Origin of the sequence: Rhodoblastus acidophilus (genome assembly GCF_900187365.1) — a bacterium.
Lineage (GTDB): Bacteria > Pseudomonadota > Alphaproteobacteria > Rhizobiales > Beijerinckiaceae > Rhodoblastus > Rhodoblastus acidophilus.
Map to the genome: position 1 here is coordinate 1 of NZ_FYDG01000035.1, position 13596 is coordinate 13596.

The 13596-nt window shown below is 58.5% G+C and carries 14 protein-coding genes; 4 read left to right on the forward strand and 10 right to left on the reverse strand.

Features of this window, described 5'->3' with window-relative positions; translation table 11 throughout:
- The first annotated feature begins 229 nt into the window (after positions 1-229).
- A complete protein-coding gene (locus CFB24_RS21300; protein WP_088522629.1) occupies positions 230-571 on the forward strand; it encodes a WGR domain-containing protein in 342 nt (113 codons plus the stop codon).
- On the opposite strand, the gene repC is transcribed toward CFB24_RS21300, so the two are convergent.
- The 7 genes from repC to CFB24_RS22855 all read right to left on the reverse strand — a co-directional run bounded on the left by repC (position 473) and on the right by CFB24_RS22855 (position 7878).
- Positions 473-1774: a plasmid replication protein RepC gene (repC, locus tag CFB24_RS21305; RefSeq protein WP_088522630.1), complete on the reverse strand. Its 1302-nt coding sequence runs from the start codon at positions 1772-1774 to the stop codon at positions 473-475. The genes CFB24_RS21300 and repC overlap by 99 nt on opposite strands.
- Positions 1775-2553: 779 nt before the next feature.
- Positions 2554-3552, reverse strand: coding sequence for a plasmid partitioning protein RepB (repB, locus tag CFB24_RS21310; RefSeq protein ID WP_088522631.1), 999 nt, complete (start codon positions 3550-3552; stop codon positions 2554-2556).
- Between the two features lie 78 nt (positions 3553-3630).
- Positions 3631-4830 carry a plasmid partitioning protein RepA gene (gene repA, locus CFB24_RS21315; RefSeq protein ID WP_170068183.1) on the reverse strand — a complete coding sequence of 400 codons (1200 nt, stop codon included), beginning with the start codon at positions 4828-4830 and terminating at the stop codon, positions 3631-3633.
- A 205-nt stretch (positions 4831-5035) separates the two neighbouring features.
- The gene (locus CFB24_RS21320; protein WP_088522633.1) at positions 5036-5446 is read right to left on the reverse strand and encodes a hypothetical protein; all 411 of its coding nucleotides are present in this window, start codon (positions 5444-5446) and stop codon (positions 5036-5038) included.
- Between the two features lie 162 nt (positions 5447-5608).
- Positions 5609-5842 (reverse strand): hypothetical protein, encoded by a 234-nt coding sequence (locus CFB24_RS21325; RefSeq protein ID WP_088522634.1) that lies wholly within the window; start codon positions 5840-5842, stop codon positions 5609-5611.
- 7 nt (positions 5843-5849) lie between these two features.
- Positions 5850-6281, reverse strand: coding sequence for a transposase (locus CFB24_RS21330; protein ID WP_088522635.1), 432 nt, complete (start codon positions 6279-6281; stop codon positions 5850-5852).
- Positions 6282-7044: 763 nt separating this feature from the next.
- Complete coding sequence (locus CFB24_RS22855; protein WP_141098559.1) at positions 7045-7878, reverse strand: hypothetical protein; 834 nt, start codon at positions 7876-7878, stop codon at positions 7045-7047.
- A 238-nt stretch (positions 7879-8116) separates the two neighbouring features.
- Here CFB24_RS22855 and CFB24_RS21340 point away from each other — a divergent pair, with 238 nt between their 5' ends.
- From CFB24_RS21340 to CFB24_RS21350, 3 genes are all read left to right on the forward strand, one after another.
- Positions 8117-8905 carry a hypothetical protein gene (locus tag CFB24_RS21340; RefSeq protein WP_141098560.1) on the forward strand — a complete coding sequence of 263 codons (789 nt, stop codon included), beginning with the start codon at positions 8117-8119 and terminating at the stop codon, positions 8903-8905.
- Positions 8906-9040: 135 nt separating this feature from the next.
- Complete coding sequence (locus tag CFB24_RS21345; protein WP_088522638.1) at positions 9041-10315, forward strand: hypothetical protein; 1275 nt, start codon at positions 9041-9043, stop codon at positions 10313-10315.
- Complete coding sequence (locus tag CFB24_RS21350) at positions 10315-10827, forward strand: hypothetical protein (RefSeq protein WP_088522639.1); 513 nt, start codon at positions 10315-10317, stop codon at positions 10825-10827. Before CFB24_RS21345 ends, CFB24_RS21350 begins: the two co-directional genes overlap by 1 nt.
- A gap of 117 nt (positions 10828-10944) precedes the next feature.
- On the opposite strand, the gene CFB24_RS21355 is transcribed toward CFB24_RS21350, so the two are convergent.
- From CFB24_RS21355 to CFB24_RS21365, 3 genes are all read right to left on the reverse strand, one after another.
- Positions 10945-11259, reverse strand: coding sequence for a hypothetical protein (locus CFB24_RS21355; protein WP_088522640.1), 315 nt, complete (start codon positions 11257-11259; stop codon positions 10945-10947).
- A 49-nt stretch (positions 11260-11308) separates the two neighbouring features.
- On the reverse strand, positions 11309-11806 hold the full coding sequence (locus CFB24_RS21360; RefSeq protein WP_088522641.1) for a hypothetical protein: 498 nt from the start codon (positions 11804-11806) through the stop codon (positions 11309-11311).
- A 2-nt stretch (positions 11807-11808) separates the two neighbouring features.
- On the reverse strand, positions 11809-13596 hold a 1788-nt coding region (locus CFB24_RS21365; RefSeq protein ID WP_210190752.1), incomplete at its 5' end, for a DotA/TraY family protein.

A 13596-nucleotide genomic window follows, 5' to 3' on the forward strand; every position in this document is an offset into this window, starting at 1 on the left:
GACCTCCCGGACCTCGAGGCGCTGGAGGACGCCGGACTGCTCGACAAGGCGGCGTTGCGCGACGGCCCCCTCCCCTCCCCGCTTCTCGACGACGAGAGCGACGATGCGCCCGGCGAGGACGACGATCCCGATTGAATCGTCGGGCTTTATCGACGCAATGAATCAATCCCGGGCCGACTGATTCAATTTATGCGTTGGACGGCGGCCGGGTTTGTCGCGACCCTGGCGCATGACCTGCCCCGCCGATCCGCCGCTTCGCCTGAAACGCATCGACGCCGCCCGCAACATGTGGCGTTTTTACCATCTCGCGCTGCACTCCACCCTGTTCGGCGAGCACGCTGTGGTGCGCAGTTGGGGACGGATCGGCGCCGCCGGTCTGTGCAAGACCATGACGTTCGCCGACCTCGACGCAGCCCGCCGCGCGTTCAAGCGGATCGAGGCCGCAAAACGGCGACGCGGATACATCGACGCCCTACGATGCGACATTGCGCCGACCTTTGCCGATTTGCCCACGGAGCAGCGCCATCAGCACGGGGCCGATCGAGAACGCCTTGGCGCGCGCTTTGGCTGACAAGGCGCGGAGATAACCGCCCGGACTGGCGATAGCTTCGCCCTTTTGCAGGATCGCAGCGATCACAACCGCAGCGTCCGCGGCGCCCATGGTTTCCTGGGCCTCGCGCCAGGCGTCAGCCGAAACGCCGAGCGCGGCGCGCGTCACTCCGGCCGTGGCGATCAGGTCGCGCCACGAGTTGATCCCGTTTTTCGCGTAATCGGCGATGTCTGGGCAAGCCTCGAGCACCATCCCGAGCGGATAGGCTTTCACCGGCTCCGCGCCGTTCGGCGTCGGCGCGTCGTTCGTATCCTGGTCGTAGGCGCGTTGTGGCGTGCGGCCATCTTTGGCGATGAGGCCAGGATCGGCGGCCCTGCCTTTTCGAAGGCAAGGTTCAAGATCAATTGGGAGGTTTGGTTTTGAATTCTGTATGTGTTGCTCAGTTTGAGACTCATTGCCGCTCATATTTTGTGATTTTACGTGTATCTCCAGCAGGTTAAGCACTTCAGAGGACAGTAGCGCGAGCTCATCCGCCAGGGGCTCGAGTTCCGCGAGCGTGGCGTTGCGCGTAAGCCGAAGGACGAGGGCGCGGAACATCTCGTTGATCGCGACCCAATCCGTAGGCCCCTGTCCCGCTGCGCGCGTGGGCACGCCCTCTTCCAGGCCCGTTGAGATCATCTTGCCGATGTCTCGCCGGCAAATGCTGATGCGTTCTCGGACGCGCTTGAGCGCGCGCCCTTCAGCCCGCACGGCTTCGGCGAGCGCCTCGAATTCATCTGCGCGTGCGACCAGGGGCGAAAGATCGAAGCCGAAGGCGACTTCGATCTCCCCTGCCCTGTCCTTGCGCGCGTAGCGTTTGCCGTTGGGGCTATCGCGCCGCACGATCAGTCCGACGTCGACCAGCATGGCGAGATGGCGCCTGAGCGTCGCCGACGCCATGCCGTGGGCGCGAAGGCTGAGTTGCTTGTTGGAGGGAAACACCACCAGGCCGTCGCCGGTCAGCACGGTTTCGGGGTGGAAGCTCAGCAATGCGTTGAGCACCGTCAGAGCGCGTTCCGACAAGCCAAGACGCGGGCGCGCCGCGCAAATCGCGTGGAACACGGTCCATTTGTGCACGGCCTTTTCCGGCGGGCGCGTTTTTGCGGCGGTCTGGCTGGCCACATGGGCGAGCTTCAATGATCGCCCACCGAACGCCGTCGTGGGTGTGTGTTGTACGAATTCCATGCGATTTGCCTTCGTTCAGGCAAAAGAAACCCGCTCGCCAAAACGGCGCTGACTCTTGACAGCGATGTGGGAAAGACCTAAATTCCGGGTTGCATCAAGGATTTTAGGGCTTCCGGGACGGAGACGTTTCGGGAGCTTTTTCTTTTGCGCGTTTCTCCTAAGTGTTGCGAATTTAGATGTGCCGAATCGTCAGGCCTCCTTTCGTTGCGCCAGAGACCGAGTCACGCATCGAATGGCGCGAATGCGAAATCGCGCGCGAATAGAGCTGTAGGCGTGACCTCTTCGCCGCGAACGCGAGACAAGCTCTCGCCGAGTGCGGTTCAGTCTGATCAGCCACGTTGCGACTTGGTTGATCCCTAGCCGGAGGGATGTCCCTACCCCGTTTAGAAGGCTTTCGTAGTCCTCGTTGGGGGCTCTCGCATGGAGTGAGTGATGCTTTATTCCCCGGAACACCGAAGAGTTGGCTGGACGTGTGATGCTCAGCACAACGGGGTTGTCACAGCCCGTCAGGACCGCGTTAAACCGCGCCGGCGCATTGCTCGACGCGCGCAGTTGTGGCACGACCTTGTGGACGAGCGAAAAAGAACGCACCACAAGAGTGAGCGTCGAATGATATGGCCTCACGTTCTTTCACCCTTCAATTAGGCAAAAGAAACCTGCTCGCCGAAATTGCGCTAAGACGTCTTGACAGTGATTCGCGGAAGTGCGATTCTCAAAGTGCTTAGATCTGAGAAGGGCTTCCGTGCGGCAACGTTCGGGAGCTTTTCTTTTGCGGTCAGTTAGTCTCCTGTTTCTTTCCTCGTTTTAGCTGCTGAGAACGCTTCGTAGAGGGAGTCAAGATTCTCAGCGATATAGCGACCAAACTCGCATGCGTGTGTCGATTTGAGCGAAAGACTATAGGTCTTGCCGGTGTTCTGGATGCTAGCTGCGACTAAGTTATCGTCCGCGGTCCATAATTTAGTTTCTGGTGGTTTGGCGCGTATTTTCCGTGGCGACTTCCTTGAAGTGATCAAACGTGTCAGCAGGTGATTGAACCGTTCGGAAGCCTCTTTCGACAAAAATTCTGCCGACGTGATTTCTTGACATGCAAGTTCCGCAACGGCGGGATGCAGTACAAGTTTTTTTAATTCCTCCCACCGATCGCGACCGACTGATTTCGAGGCGCCTAGCGCGTCAAGCACCGGAGATGGAATTGTCTCTGCAACGGACAACATTCGGGACAAAAGTGTGTCGTCGACCATCAGCGCAGACTTGATGGTGTCCTTCACCTGCCCCATCGCTAACAGCTTTTTTGCAAAGAGCGACTTCTCGATGAACGAAAGATTCGATCGTGCAGCGTTCTCCTGCCCTTGAGCCACTATGTGCGCAATGTCTTCGAAATTTTTGATCACTGCGCGGACGGGAATGCCAAGCTCTCGCGAGACCCTTGTACGTCGATGACCGAATACAATCATGTACCGCCCGGGAACCTCCGGATGCGGTCGAACCAAAATCGGGGTGGACTGCCCGTTCTGGGCAATTGCATCTCGCAACAGGAGATAATCTTCGTCCGTTTCCGCAATGCGATCTGCGACGAATGAACTGTCGACTACGGCGGGGTCGAGTTCGACAATGGTTTCTCCCGCCGTCATTTTCCTGGCGTTTTCCGCCATCTCATCGATCGAGACCAGCATGGAGCGTGAGGCACCGCGCCGCGCGTAGTCGCTTCGCGCTTCGTGATCGGCCTTGGAAGGCTCAGGCCCCGCAGTGACACTTGCCAGAAGGTTTTTGCGCGCCATTTTACGCTCCTTGGTCCATCGCTAACATATTGATAGCGCGGGGCGTTATCATCTTTTGCACGGCTGTCAAAATCACCCTCACTTGCGTCCCCATGCGCCATGAATCAGTTCGGTAATTTCCTCGTTGACGGCGTTGAGAGCCTCGAGCGCACGATCGTAGGTTCCTCGCGTAAATTGAGATCTGTCGATTTCATAAAGCGTTTGGTTTGTGATTCCCGCGTCTGATATTGCCGTTGATTTGAGCATGGGGTTGGCCAACATCTGCTTGGGAAAGAGCGCTTGCATAAAGCCAACCATCTGAGCCTGCGGTCCGTCCATGGGCTCGTAACGCGTGACCATGTAACGAAACCATTTGAGACGAACATCCGCGCCCGCTTCGCTGATCGACCTGAGAATGCCTCCGAGCATGAGCAAGAATTGGCTCATGGACATTACGTCCAGCATTTGAGGATGGATCGTGATGAGGACTGAACTGGAAGCCGTTAGCGCTGTTAGCGTCAGATAACCAAGCTGGGGAGGGCAGTCGATCACGACGATATCATAACGATCGTCGACTTCCTTCAGAGCTGCGGTGATCCGGGTGAAAAACATCTTGCCTTCTGCGGACGTTTTGTTGTTCGCGGCAAGCGGCGTATCGTATTCGTATTCTTGCAGTTCCAGGTTGGCCGGGACGATATCGAGACCTGGAAAATTTGTCGGCCGGATGACCTCGGAAATCGGCTTGCGGTCCTTGTCGTACCGCAACGCCTCGTAAAGCGAGGGATTATTGTCTAGTTCGGGCTGGATTCCATGCAGGGCGGAAAGAGACGCCTGAGGGTCAAGGTCAATCGCCAGCACACGGTGTCCGGTCAACGCCAAGTGCTGAGCAAGATGCGCGGCTGTCGTGGTCTTCCCGCTGCCTCCTTTGAAGTTGACGACCGCCACAACCTGCAGCGCTTCACCAGGACGTCGGTGTGGAACATATTTCTTGAAATCGGCGCGACCATGCCGGTCCAGATATTGCCGCAGTTCCAGCATTTGTTCGGCTGTATAAGTGCGTCGCCCCGAAGGCGATGTCGTCGGCACCGGCCCTTTGCCTTCAAGGTGAAGCTTCTTAATATTTGACTGGGTGACACCCAAGAAGTACGCGACCTCGGCGAGCGAAAAGGAGCGCAGCCCTTTTGTTGCGTTAGGAGGATAATGCTCCAACCGCAGCATATTCAGCTTATCCGAGATCAACTCTCCTTGGCGGAGGATCGCCTCGTGAAAGCTATCTGTATCATCACTTGCGGCGGACATGACCATCTTGCTGAACCCAGAATAGCGCTTTTTGGCTCGGAAACTCTCTTCAAGCGTGAATTATGCCCGATTCGGGCGGCGCGGCAATATATTTTTGGTAAACGACTCGTTAATGCGATCGCCAAAGTAAAATCCGAAAGCTAGGAGTCCGTTCAGATAGTGGTTCTGGTCGTCAGAATTGAGTAGTTGGGTCGGCGGAGCCCACTTAGCTTGCCTTGGCGAGCTTGGTGATGTCGTGGGCGGTGCAGATGAGCACCTGTTCGGCCTGCACCGCCTGAAAGCCGCGCGCTTGTCTGATCTGTCCGAAAACGGGATCGACAATCTGTATTCTTAATCGGTCCCGGCTGCGATGGCGGGCGCGTTTGAGCTTTTGTCCCATCTTCTGCGTGAGCGCGCCGCTGATCCGTCCGGTGACTTCAGCCGGGCGCTTGGCTCTGCCGGTTGAGGCATAAGCCTTGATCTCGCGTTCGCCGAGTGCGGCAAGATTGGCTTCGCTGCAATAGCCGGCGTCGGCCGAAACTTCCCTCGGCGTGTGCCTGAGACTGACGCGCGCATGGTTGACCAGAGGAACCAACTGCGGACGGCCGCTCATGCGCTGCGTCAGCGCGTGCGTCACGCGATGATCTGCGCCGCGCCCTCGGCCGCCGTCTGCGCATTGTGGCCCTGAACGAAGCCTTCCACGATCAGGGGGACGCGGCTATCTGAGTCGGTGAAATTGCGGTGGCCTTTGGATCGGGCGCGCTGGAAGGCCGGCTTGGCCTCGGCCCGGACCGCTAGTCTAGCAGTGTTCCGCCTGGCGCATCTCTTCAGCCGCGCGCTCGGCCGCGGCTTTTGCCGCCGCGGAGGCCGCCGGCTCTTCTTCGATCGCTTGCTTAGCCTCCCGGATTTTGCCCAAGCGCTTCTGCTTGTCGGCGATCCATTCAGGCGTCTCGTCGCCGCCGCCCTTTGGCGCAATGGTGTTTGTCTTCCTCGGCGTCGGCCGCCTTGGCGGCCGTAAGCCAGCGGTCGACATCAGCCTGCTACTCCGCCTCACGCGCCTTCATTCGCTCGTAGCTCATCGCCCAGCGCTTGGAGGCGTTCGCCTTGATCTTCGTCCATCGAGCACGACATGACCGAGGTTGGCCAACCCAGCCTTCTGCGCCGGGCTCCGCACCTGCAAGAACGGTTGCCGAGCGCGCCTGATGCAGTTTGCGGAAGTCGGCGATCGTGAGGGAATCGGGCACGTCGTGCGCGACGAGCATCATGAAGTCGACCCGCTCGGGGCAGGACTTGGTTATGCGGCGCGACGAATAGAACCCGGCGCAGCAAGGGTAGAACAGCAGCGCCGTCATCAAGCGAGGATCAAACGGAGGCTGGCCCAGCGCACTCTTGTAGGCACCGATAATTTCCGGCAGATTGAGGCCATCGCGCACCAGAGCGGCCACAAAACGGTCCGAGTGGTCCACCGGCATTTAATCCGAGATCACAGCCGGCAGAAGTTGCTCCTGCTCGATTTTCTAGAGTCGAAATGCTCTTCTCATGCCGGGCAAGGAATCAGATTCAGCCCAAAAGCGCCACGACTATACGGAAACGCGCTTAGCTTGGCGGGCCCAGCACAATGACTTGTTATTATAGTGATTTCTCTCGTTATGCACGGCTGTCAAATTCATCGACAGTCGCGTCGCTTGCTTGGGCTTGATCGCGCAGCCACAAGGACCGGTGATCAATCCGCTCTCGCGCGACCCCTGCGGTCCGACAAAAGAACGAGGGCGCGTTGTGCACATCGCCCCCGTTAGGATCAGTATCGGACTGCTGTTCCGGGATCGAGCTCCATCTGAATCCGACCAGGTTGCTTCCAAGTCAACTTACAGCCCCCCACGCTCCCATCGGCATTGCGAAGCGGAATAAGCGTTGCTTCAGCGACCCAAGCAGCTTTTTGAGACCAGAGGATCTGAACGAAGCCGTTTTCTCTGATGAGCGGCCACGCCACTGTGACAATTTCCGCCGTGGTCCCAAGTCGCTTCGATCGCGTACTTGGTTGCGCGAACACGTGAGGAAATCCTCTGCCTGCAAAGGAGTCTTCTTGGCTAATATGGAGGCCGACCATGTCAACCTTGTAACACTGATATTTGGAAAGATCCGGGACTGAAGTTTCGGCACGCGCGCTCGCGAATGATGCCATTGACGCCGCAATTACAGGGATAAACAAATACTTCATAGCTGAAGTCCTTTCAGTCATTTCTGGGCTAGCACCACTTGGCTGGCTGACGATCCAAGTTTCGTCGAGATCGTTTGGCGCCATTCGCCCACGGTCGTGCTCGACGAGATGCCGTTTGCCGCCAATTGAGAGGGGGTAAGGTTCAAATAGGAGGAGAGATTAGCGGAATCAGGTGCCTTTGCCACGGCGACGCCCGCGCCCTGCCCGAACTGATACAATGTGCGGGTATCCAGCACCGTGGGATCGCTGATGCCGTTCTTTTGAAGAATGAGCGCGTCTTGCCGCAGTTCGTAGGCCGCGGCATAGGCTTCAGTCGCCGGATCCATCTTGCCATCGAGACCTTGAGTGATGTTCGACGCAATCGAAGGATTTAGAGCGATCGCTCCGGCGATGTCGGCGTTGTAAGTCGAGTCGGTCATCTGCCACACGCCGCTGGCCGAACTCCCGCTCCCTGCCCCAGAATTCTTGCATCCGCTCTCCATAACGCATGTCGCCGCCAGAGCCGAAGCGTTCACGCCCATCGCGCTCGCAGCTGCGCTCGCTTGTGCGCCCCACGATTGCGCGTTCATCGTGTCCAGGGCCGCACCGCCAGCATCTGCTCCGCCGGATCCACCATCGTCGTCGCCTCCGCCGCCATTGCCGCCACCACTTCCGCCGCCGAGTGACGATCCGCCTGAAAAGTCGAACGCGGGGAGACCTGGCTCCGTGTAGGTGGGTTTGATTTGCACCGGAAGACCTTGTGGTATGACCACAGTTTGTCCCCAGGCAATGCCGCCTGTGAACAATCCGGAAAGGGCGGCTAGGACGTAAGTGGTTGACCTACGTTTTGCCGTAGTCTGGCCGTATCCCATTCTCGTGACGCCTCCTTTTTGAAGATGGCGAAACGAGCGTGCATGCGGTCGGCGCGAATCCGCAGAGGCCGTGTTGGGAATTATTCCCTTGGATATGGCGCCCCAAAGTCAATAACCGGCGATTCCAATAGCATGCCAACTGTGCTATGGCTAAGCCGTTGTTTTTACATGTTCGACGAGTAGCCGCTGCGCACATTCGGTACACGGATTAACGTATATGACAATTCAACGAAATCGAGTGCATGACGATGTTGCCAACGCGCTGGCTATTCGCCTTGCGGCACGCGCCGAGACCTGCCGACCTGTGCGTGAGAGATTCTTGCTGTATACGCAGAAGAGCCTTGTCTACGCGCAATCACATGATCGTGCAATTTGGCTAGCATGTGTTCGCTATTTCGCCGCACACAAACACTTGGAGGAAACTACCGAAACGCGGGAAGACAACACGCTCAAAATCGCTGCGCTACAAAAAGAGCGGCAGCGCGCGCTTGATAAATTAAAGCGGGAGCGCGCTCTAACGATTTATGGCGTTTTATTGAAGTACAACATTTTATTAGTGTATCTTGTTGATAGAGACGAAATCGTTGAATTGATACAGTCTTGTCTTCGCGATTGTGACTTATTGATATTAACACAGGATTCCACCGACTTAACAATAGAGGACCCCCGCCTTGCCACTCTAGTGGCTACGGTTCGGAAATTGGTGGAACAATTGGCGATCGAAGCTGAACGCTATGATATAATCGATCACGTCGGTTTCGAAATCGAACGCAACGCGATTATTGAATCAATGCGCGGCTTGGCGGTTGAGGTTGAGGACGCGATTTTGTTGTTATCTCGCCAACCCGCGACCACGTTGGGGGGGCTGCGAGCGAAGCTCTACCTATTTAAGGCCTGCGATGAACTCTCGAGTGACGGCGATGCAATGGCGGCATTGAAACTTTCAATGTGTCGTGATCTCGATAGATTGCTTCGCTATCTTGGTAATCGGACTCCGCTGTTAGGCGCGAAAACCTCCAAAAAATGAGCGTGTTCTCGGGGCGCGGCGAGTTGATCGCTGTCGCAGGAAGGTGGTCGGGTTTGTTGTCGGGCCGATCCCTGCTCTGAATTCGCGCCACCCGATTTTACCGTGCTTCCTGATCCAGATAGGAGGCATATCAGTATGAAGGTCAACATTTGCTCGGCGGCCTTGGCAAGCGGCCTCATGTTGTCGTGCTCGATTCACTCATCAGCGGCGGAACGGTGCGTTGCCGAGGTTTCCAAGGCTGTCGATTTATCGAAAGCCGTCCTCGTCGCTCAGAACGCCGAAAAGGTCCCAAAAGACGTCCCGCTGCTCAAAATGGTTGAGCCGAACACGCCGAGTTTGCCGGCGCCAGCGCCTGGGGCAGGGCTGGCGGCGCCGATCACCATTGTCTCGCCCGGCGCCAGTGACGCCTCCACGGCGCCGAACCCGCCGCCGATCCCAGCAACGACGGTTCAGAAGTCCTCGAGCGTCAGCGGCGGCGACAACATCGAACAGCTTGGGATGCTTCACGTCGTCGAGGATGTGAACAAATATCCGGCGCTGAAGCATGTCGCCGCGACGGGCGCGACGCTCCTCGATCTTGGCGAGGCTCACGGGCTGCGCCTGGTCGCCGCCAAGGTGGGCGAGCAATTCATGATTTTGCAGGTCACACCAGACGGCGAGGCGGTCGTCGGCGGCCCCGCGCTCGAACTGTCAAAAGCGAGGTTGCTCACGATTGGTGGATCGAGGGTGACTGACCTCGGGGAGATGCACGGCTTGACAGGCTTGTTCGTCAGCAACGGGGCCGAGTTTCAGATGCTTTATGTGACGCCGGACAAGGAGGCGACGATCGCCGGAGTCATGTGGGATTCGACCGGCAAGAATGTGACGCGCGACCAGGTCGCCAAAATGGATGGCGTGTTGCCGACGGTCGAAGTCGGCGACGTCAAGAAGATGTTGGGCGATAAAGGCGCAACAGGGGGCTTGGCGACCGTTCAGCGAGCGGCGTTTGGATCAATCGGGCCAGACGGCGCGCCGGTCGTTTGGATGATCGTCGATCCCGCCTGCTCCTATTCGATCCGCGCTTTCGACGCCTTGAAGCCCTACGCCGACGCTGGGCGCATACAGCTGAACATCGTGCCGATTTCCATCCTCGATCACGAGGACAACGGCATGAGCACGAAAGCCGCATTGTCGCTGTTGACCGTTCCACCGGAAGGCATGGCGTCGGCCTGGGCGCAACGCGCGTTCAATGTGCCCGCGACACCCTCGGCCGAAGCGAAGTTGCAAGGCAACGGTCAAATTTCCGAAGCCATCAAGCTGACGGGAACGCCGACCTTCTTCTTTCGAAAACCCGATGGCTTGGAAGGCCGCCTCGACGGCATGCCGAATGACGTGAAGGCGTTTGTCGCCGCGGTCGTTGGGAGGATCTGATGGGGCTGTTCAGCAGTGTCGGCCGTGCGCTGCGTGGCTTCGCAAAAGTCCCTTTCCTGTTGGCGCCCTGGCGCGAGATCAAACGGAGCAAGGACACGATTGTGGACCAGGCGCTCGGAATCTGGTCGCAAGCGCGGCGCGGGAACGACGCCAATCAGCAGGTCATTCTTGACGGCGATCGGTTGATCGATCTAGCGGCTTTTGCCGAAGAGAACGGGCTTTCGGATCGGCAGGCGAGGGCGCTTTTGGCGCGCCGGCGCCGTGAAACGGCGCGGGCGGCTTATACCTGCTTTGCTTTGGGCTGGGGGGCGTTCTTTTTCCTGGCTTATCGGATTGTTGGCGAATCCTGGACGTCGGGACCGTTCGTAGTCACGTTGGAGTTCAGTCCGTTTTGCGTCCTGTTTTTTTTGATGGCGTTCAAGTTTGCGCTCGACAATTTTCGGCTTCGCACCTTGAGGCATGCGACGGCCGGCGAGTTCTTGCGCACAAACGAGACGTTTTGGCCGCATTAAGGACGACGCTCGACGATCCGATCGGATCGTTTCAAATGAATAGAGCCCGGTGCTTTGCGCCGGGCTCTTTTTCTGGAGCGATGAGTGAGTGATCCGATGGAGAGTAACGCGGAAGCGTCAGAACGTGCCGGGCGGACGATTTGCGTCGCCGCCGGCGGCGCCGGTCGCCCAGGACGAATGCTCATAGTCTGGGCGCGTGCCTTGGGAGGCGGGTTCGGCGGGCTTCACGATGGTTCCCTGGCGGTCGTAAACGGGCGGCCGCCAAGTGGCGTTCGACGAGCCATAGGCGGCAAAGGGATCGTAATAGAAGCCGTGGATTGGCGGCGCGGCCGACGCGTTGTAGCTGTCGGGCTTTTTGAGGTTGGGGCTGGCGCAGCCGGTCAGGGACAGCGCGGCGGCGGGCAAGATCAGAAGAATGTATTTCAGTTTCATACGATAGGCTCCTCCTGGAGCCTATCGTTGTGGCGACTGGCGCGAAGACCTAATCCAGCGCATCCCAGAGCTTGCTGAACCGCGCCAGTTTTTCGGGGTGATCGCCAAGACCTTCGTAAAGCTGCCCCTTGAGATGCTTGTAGGCAATATCCAAGGCGAAGTCGCGAAGTTCATCAAATTCAGGTCGATCAGCCTTTCCGGCGCCATGCGCGCGAAGAACGTGGCCTGCGACAGACAAGAATTTGAGCAGCGCGTCGCGTTCCCGCGTCACGCTGTCCATGTCACGCAATCTGGATTTCAGGGTGGCGACATCCCGCTGCAGGCTTTGGGCAAGCGCCATCCAATCGTTCGCGTTGTTATAATTGTCTATCGCGGTCGCTTCTGCGTTCCGAATACGGGCATGTAGCGCGTTCAGATCACCTTGCGTGATCTCGACGCGCTGATGTCGAGTAAACATCAGCGCGCCGTCCGCTATCGACTTGCTGAATTCGTCGGCCGACTCGCCAGCGATGTATCCAGCCATGAATGAAGAATCGGTGCCGAACATATTCACAAGTCCGTAGTAGGCTTTTGACCGCGCATACCGGTCGTCGCTTGTAGCGTACTATCGAGCCCATTCGATGTCGATGTCGAGCCAGTGATTGCTCGCGTTGATTTGGAACGAGGCAAGTTGGCTATGTCAGATGACGCTTTTGTGGAACCAGCTAGGGCCCCTCGGGCCCGGTTAGAAACCGCCCGGACTGTGTCTCGCGTTCCCTCGTAGGCGGCGAGCTGGGCGAACTCGTTCATATCGACGCGGTTGCCGCCACCAAATCCGATCAGACGCGGGAGGTGATGCGGAATCATCGCCACCATGCGGAACGCCATGATCGCGGCGGTCACATTGGTCAGGATGAATACGGACATCAGCGTCATGAAGCCGAGAACATTCGTGACCAGCCAACCATTGGCCAGAACAAAGCCGGCTGCGATGCCGAAGCTGGCCGAGATCAACCAAGCCATCGAGGCGAAGACAAAATAGCCGAGGAAGAGACCAAGGAGCATCAAGGTCGGCCGGAACAGGACGTTGAACATAAGTTCGTAGCCTGGCCCACCGCGCCCGTGCAAACCGTCGCCCTCGAGCGTCATATGCGCCAGCATCCACAACGGCACGGCGACGAACGCTTCACAGACCAGGATGAGATAGCCCGCAACGCCGGCCATCCAGATGACCCAGGGGATCATCGGGAGCACATAGGCGATCATCTGGCCTTGCGCCAGGAAGACGCTGGCGCCGGCGAAGATCGGCGTGGAGAGGAAATTGATCACGGACGACGCGCCAGCTGCGGCGAGACCGCCGGTAATGCCGCCGCTCGCAACGCCGCCCGCCACAGCCGACGCCTGCCGGACCGTCGTGGTCAACGCGGCCGCCGCGCCCAGGATGGCGAGGGCGGCGAGGGTCATCTTGTTGCCAAGTCCGATCAGGCCGCCGAATGGATCGTTCCATTGGCTGCTGGTGGGCGACAGGCTGTTGACGAGACTGTTGAGCAACTCCGGGGTGATGCTTACGGCGCGCAACACCTGCTCGATCGTGCTGTTTGGATCGCTTGTGGATTGGCCGGTTTGCACAGATGCATAGCCGCTCGGTTGCGACAGGGGGTCCTGTGTCCCGACGTAGATTTTGAGCTTTGCAAGGAGCGCCGTCGAGGAACCAAACAGCGGGGCGACGTCATTCGTCAGCGCGGCCGACAATCCCTGAAGCGAAGGCGTGTTGATGACGGGGGTCGCGCTGGCGAGCGACAGGGTCAGGCCGTTGAGCCGCGCAAATTCGAGATAGTAGGCGCCGGCGGACGTCCATCCGAGGGCGGAGAGTTGCGTCTGCCCCTGAATCAGGCCGAGATTGCCAGAGCGGGCGTCCTGCACCTGTTGGGCGGCGCGCAAATCCTGTGTAATCGTCTGCGCCGCAGTCGTCAGCTCGGTCGTGTAATTTTGCAGCGTGCTGGTGTAGAGCGCCTGCAATCCGCTCAGGGCAGACTGGTTCTTGGTGGTCCAATAATTCTGAGCGATGATCTGAATCGAGGGGCGCAAGGCGGCGAGCGTGCTGTCGAGAATGTCCTTCTGCTTCTGCGCCATTTGATTGGCGACGTTGGTGTAGCTGCTCCCGGAGCCCGTGATCGGCGAATTTAGAGTGATCGAGCCACAAGTCGGGCTGTTGGTGGCGAGACCTGCGCTGAGCTGGTAGGCGTAGGTGACGACGCCGCCTGACGAGGAGCCGATGACGGTCCCGGTCGGGGCGGGAATGATCGTCGAGCCCGCAGCGGCGTTCAGATAGGCCATGCACAGTTCATCTTGCATCAA

What these genes read in the sequence shown, in the direction of transcription:
- CFB24_RS21330 (WP_088522635.1), bottom strand. Translation starts at nt 6,281, where the DNA reads ATGCCGGTGGACCACTCGGACCGTTTTGTGGCCGCTCTGGTGCGCGAT.
- CFB24_RS21345 (WP_088522638.1), top strand. Translation starts at nt 9,041, where the DNA reads ATGAAGGTCAACATTTGCTCGGCGGCCTTGGCAAGCGGCCTCATGTTG.
- CFB24_RS21350 (WP_088522639.1), top strand. Translation starts at nt 10,315, where the DNA reads ATGGGGCTGTTCAGCAGTGTCGGCCGTGCGCTGCGTGGCTTCGCAAAA.
- CFB24_RS22855 (WP_141098559.1), bottom strand. Translation starts at nt 7,878, where the DNA reads ATGGGATACGGCCAGACTACGGCAAAACGTAGGTCAACCACTTACGTC.
- CFB24_RS21325 (WP_088522634.1), bottom strand. Translation starts at nt 5,842, where the DNA reads ATGTCGACCGCTGGCTTACGGCCGCCAAGGCGGCCGACGCCGAGGAAG.
- repB (WP_088522631.1), bottom strand. Translation starts at nt 3,552, where the DNA reads ATGGCGCGCAAAAACCTTCTGGCAAGTGTCACTGCGGGGCCTGAGCCT.
- CFB24_RS21360 (WP_088522641.1), bottom strand. Translation starts at nt 11,806, where the DNA reads ATGTTCGGCACCGATTCTTCATTCATGGCTGGATACATCGCTGGCGAG.
- repC (WP_088522630.1), bottom strand. Translation starts at nt 1,774, where the DNA reads ATGGAATTCGTACAACACACACCCACGACGGCGTTCGGTGGGCGATCA.
- CFB24_RS21300 (WP_088522629.1), top strand. Translation starts at nt 230, where the DNA reads ATGACCTGCCCCGCCGATCCGCCGCTTCGCCTGAAACGCATCGACGCC.
- CFB24_RS21355 (WP_088522640.1), bottom strand. Translation starts at nt 11,259, where the DNA reads ATGAAACTGAAATACATTCTTCTGATCTTGCCCGCCGCCGCGCTGTCC.
- repA (WP_170068183.1), bottom strand. Translation starts at nt 4,830, where the DNA reads ATGTCCGCCGCAAGTGATGATACAGATAGCTTTCACGAGGCGATCCTC.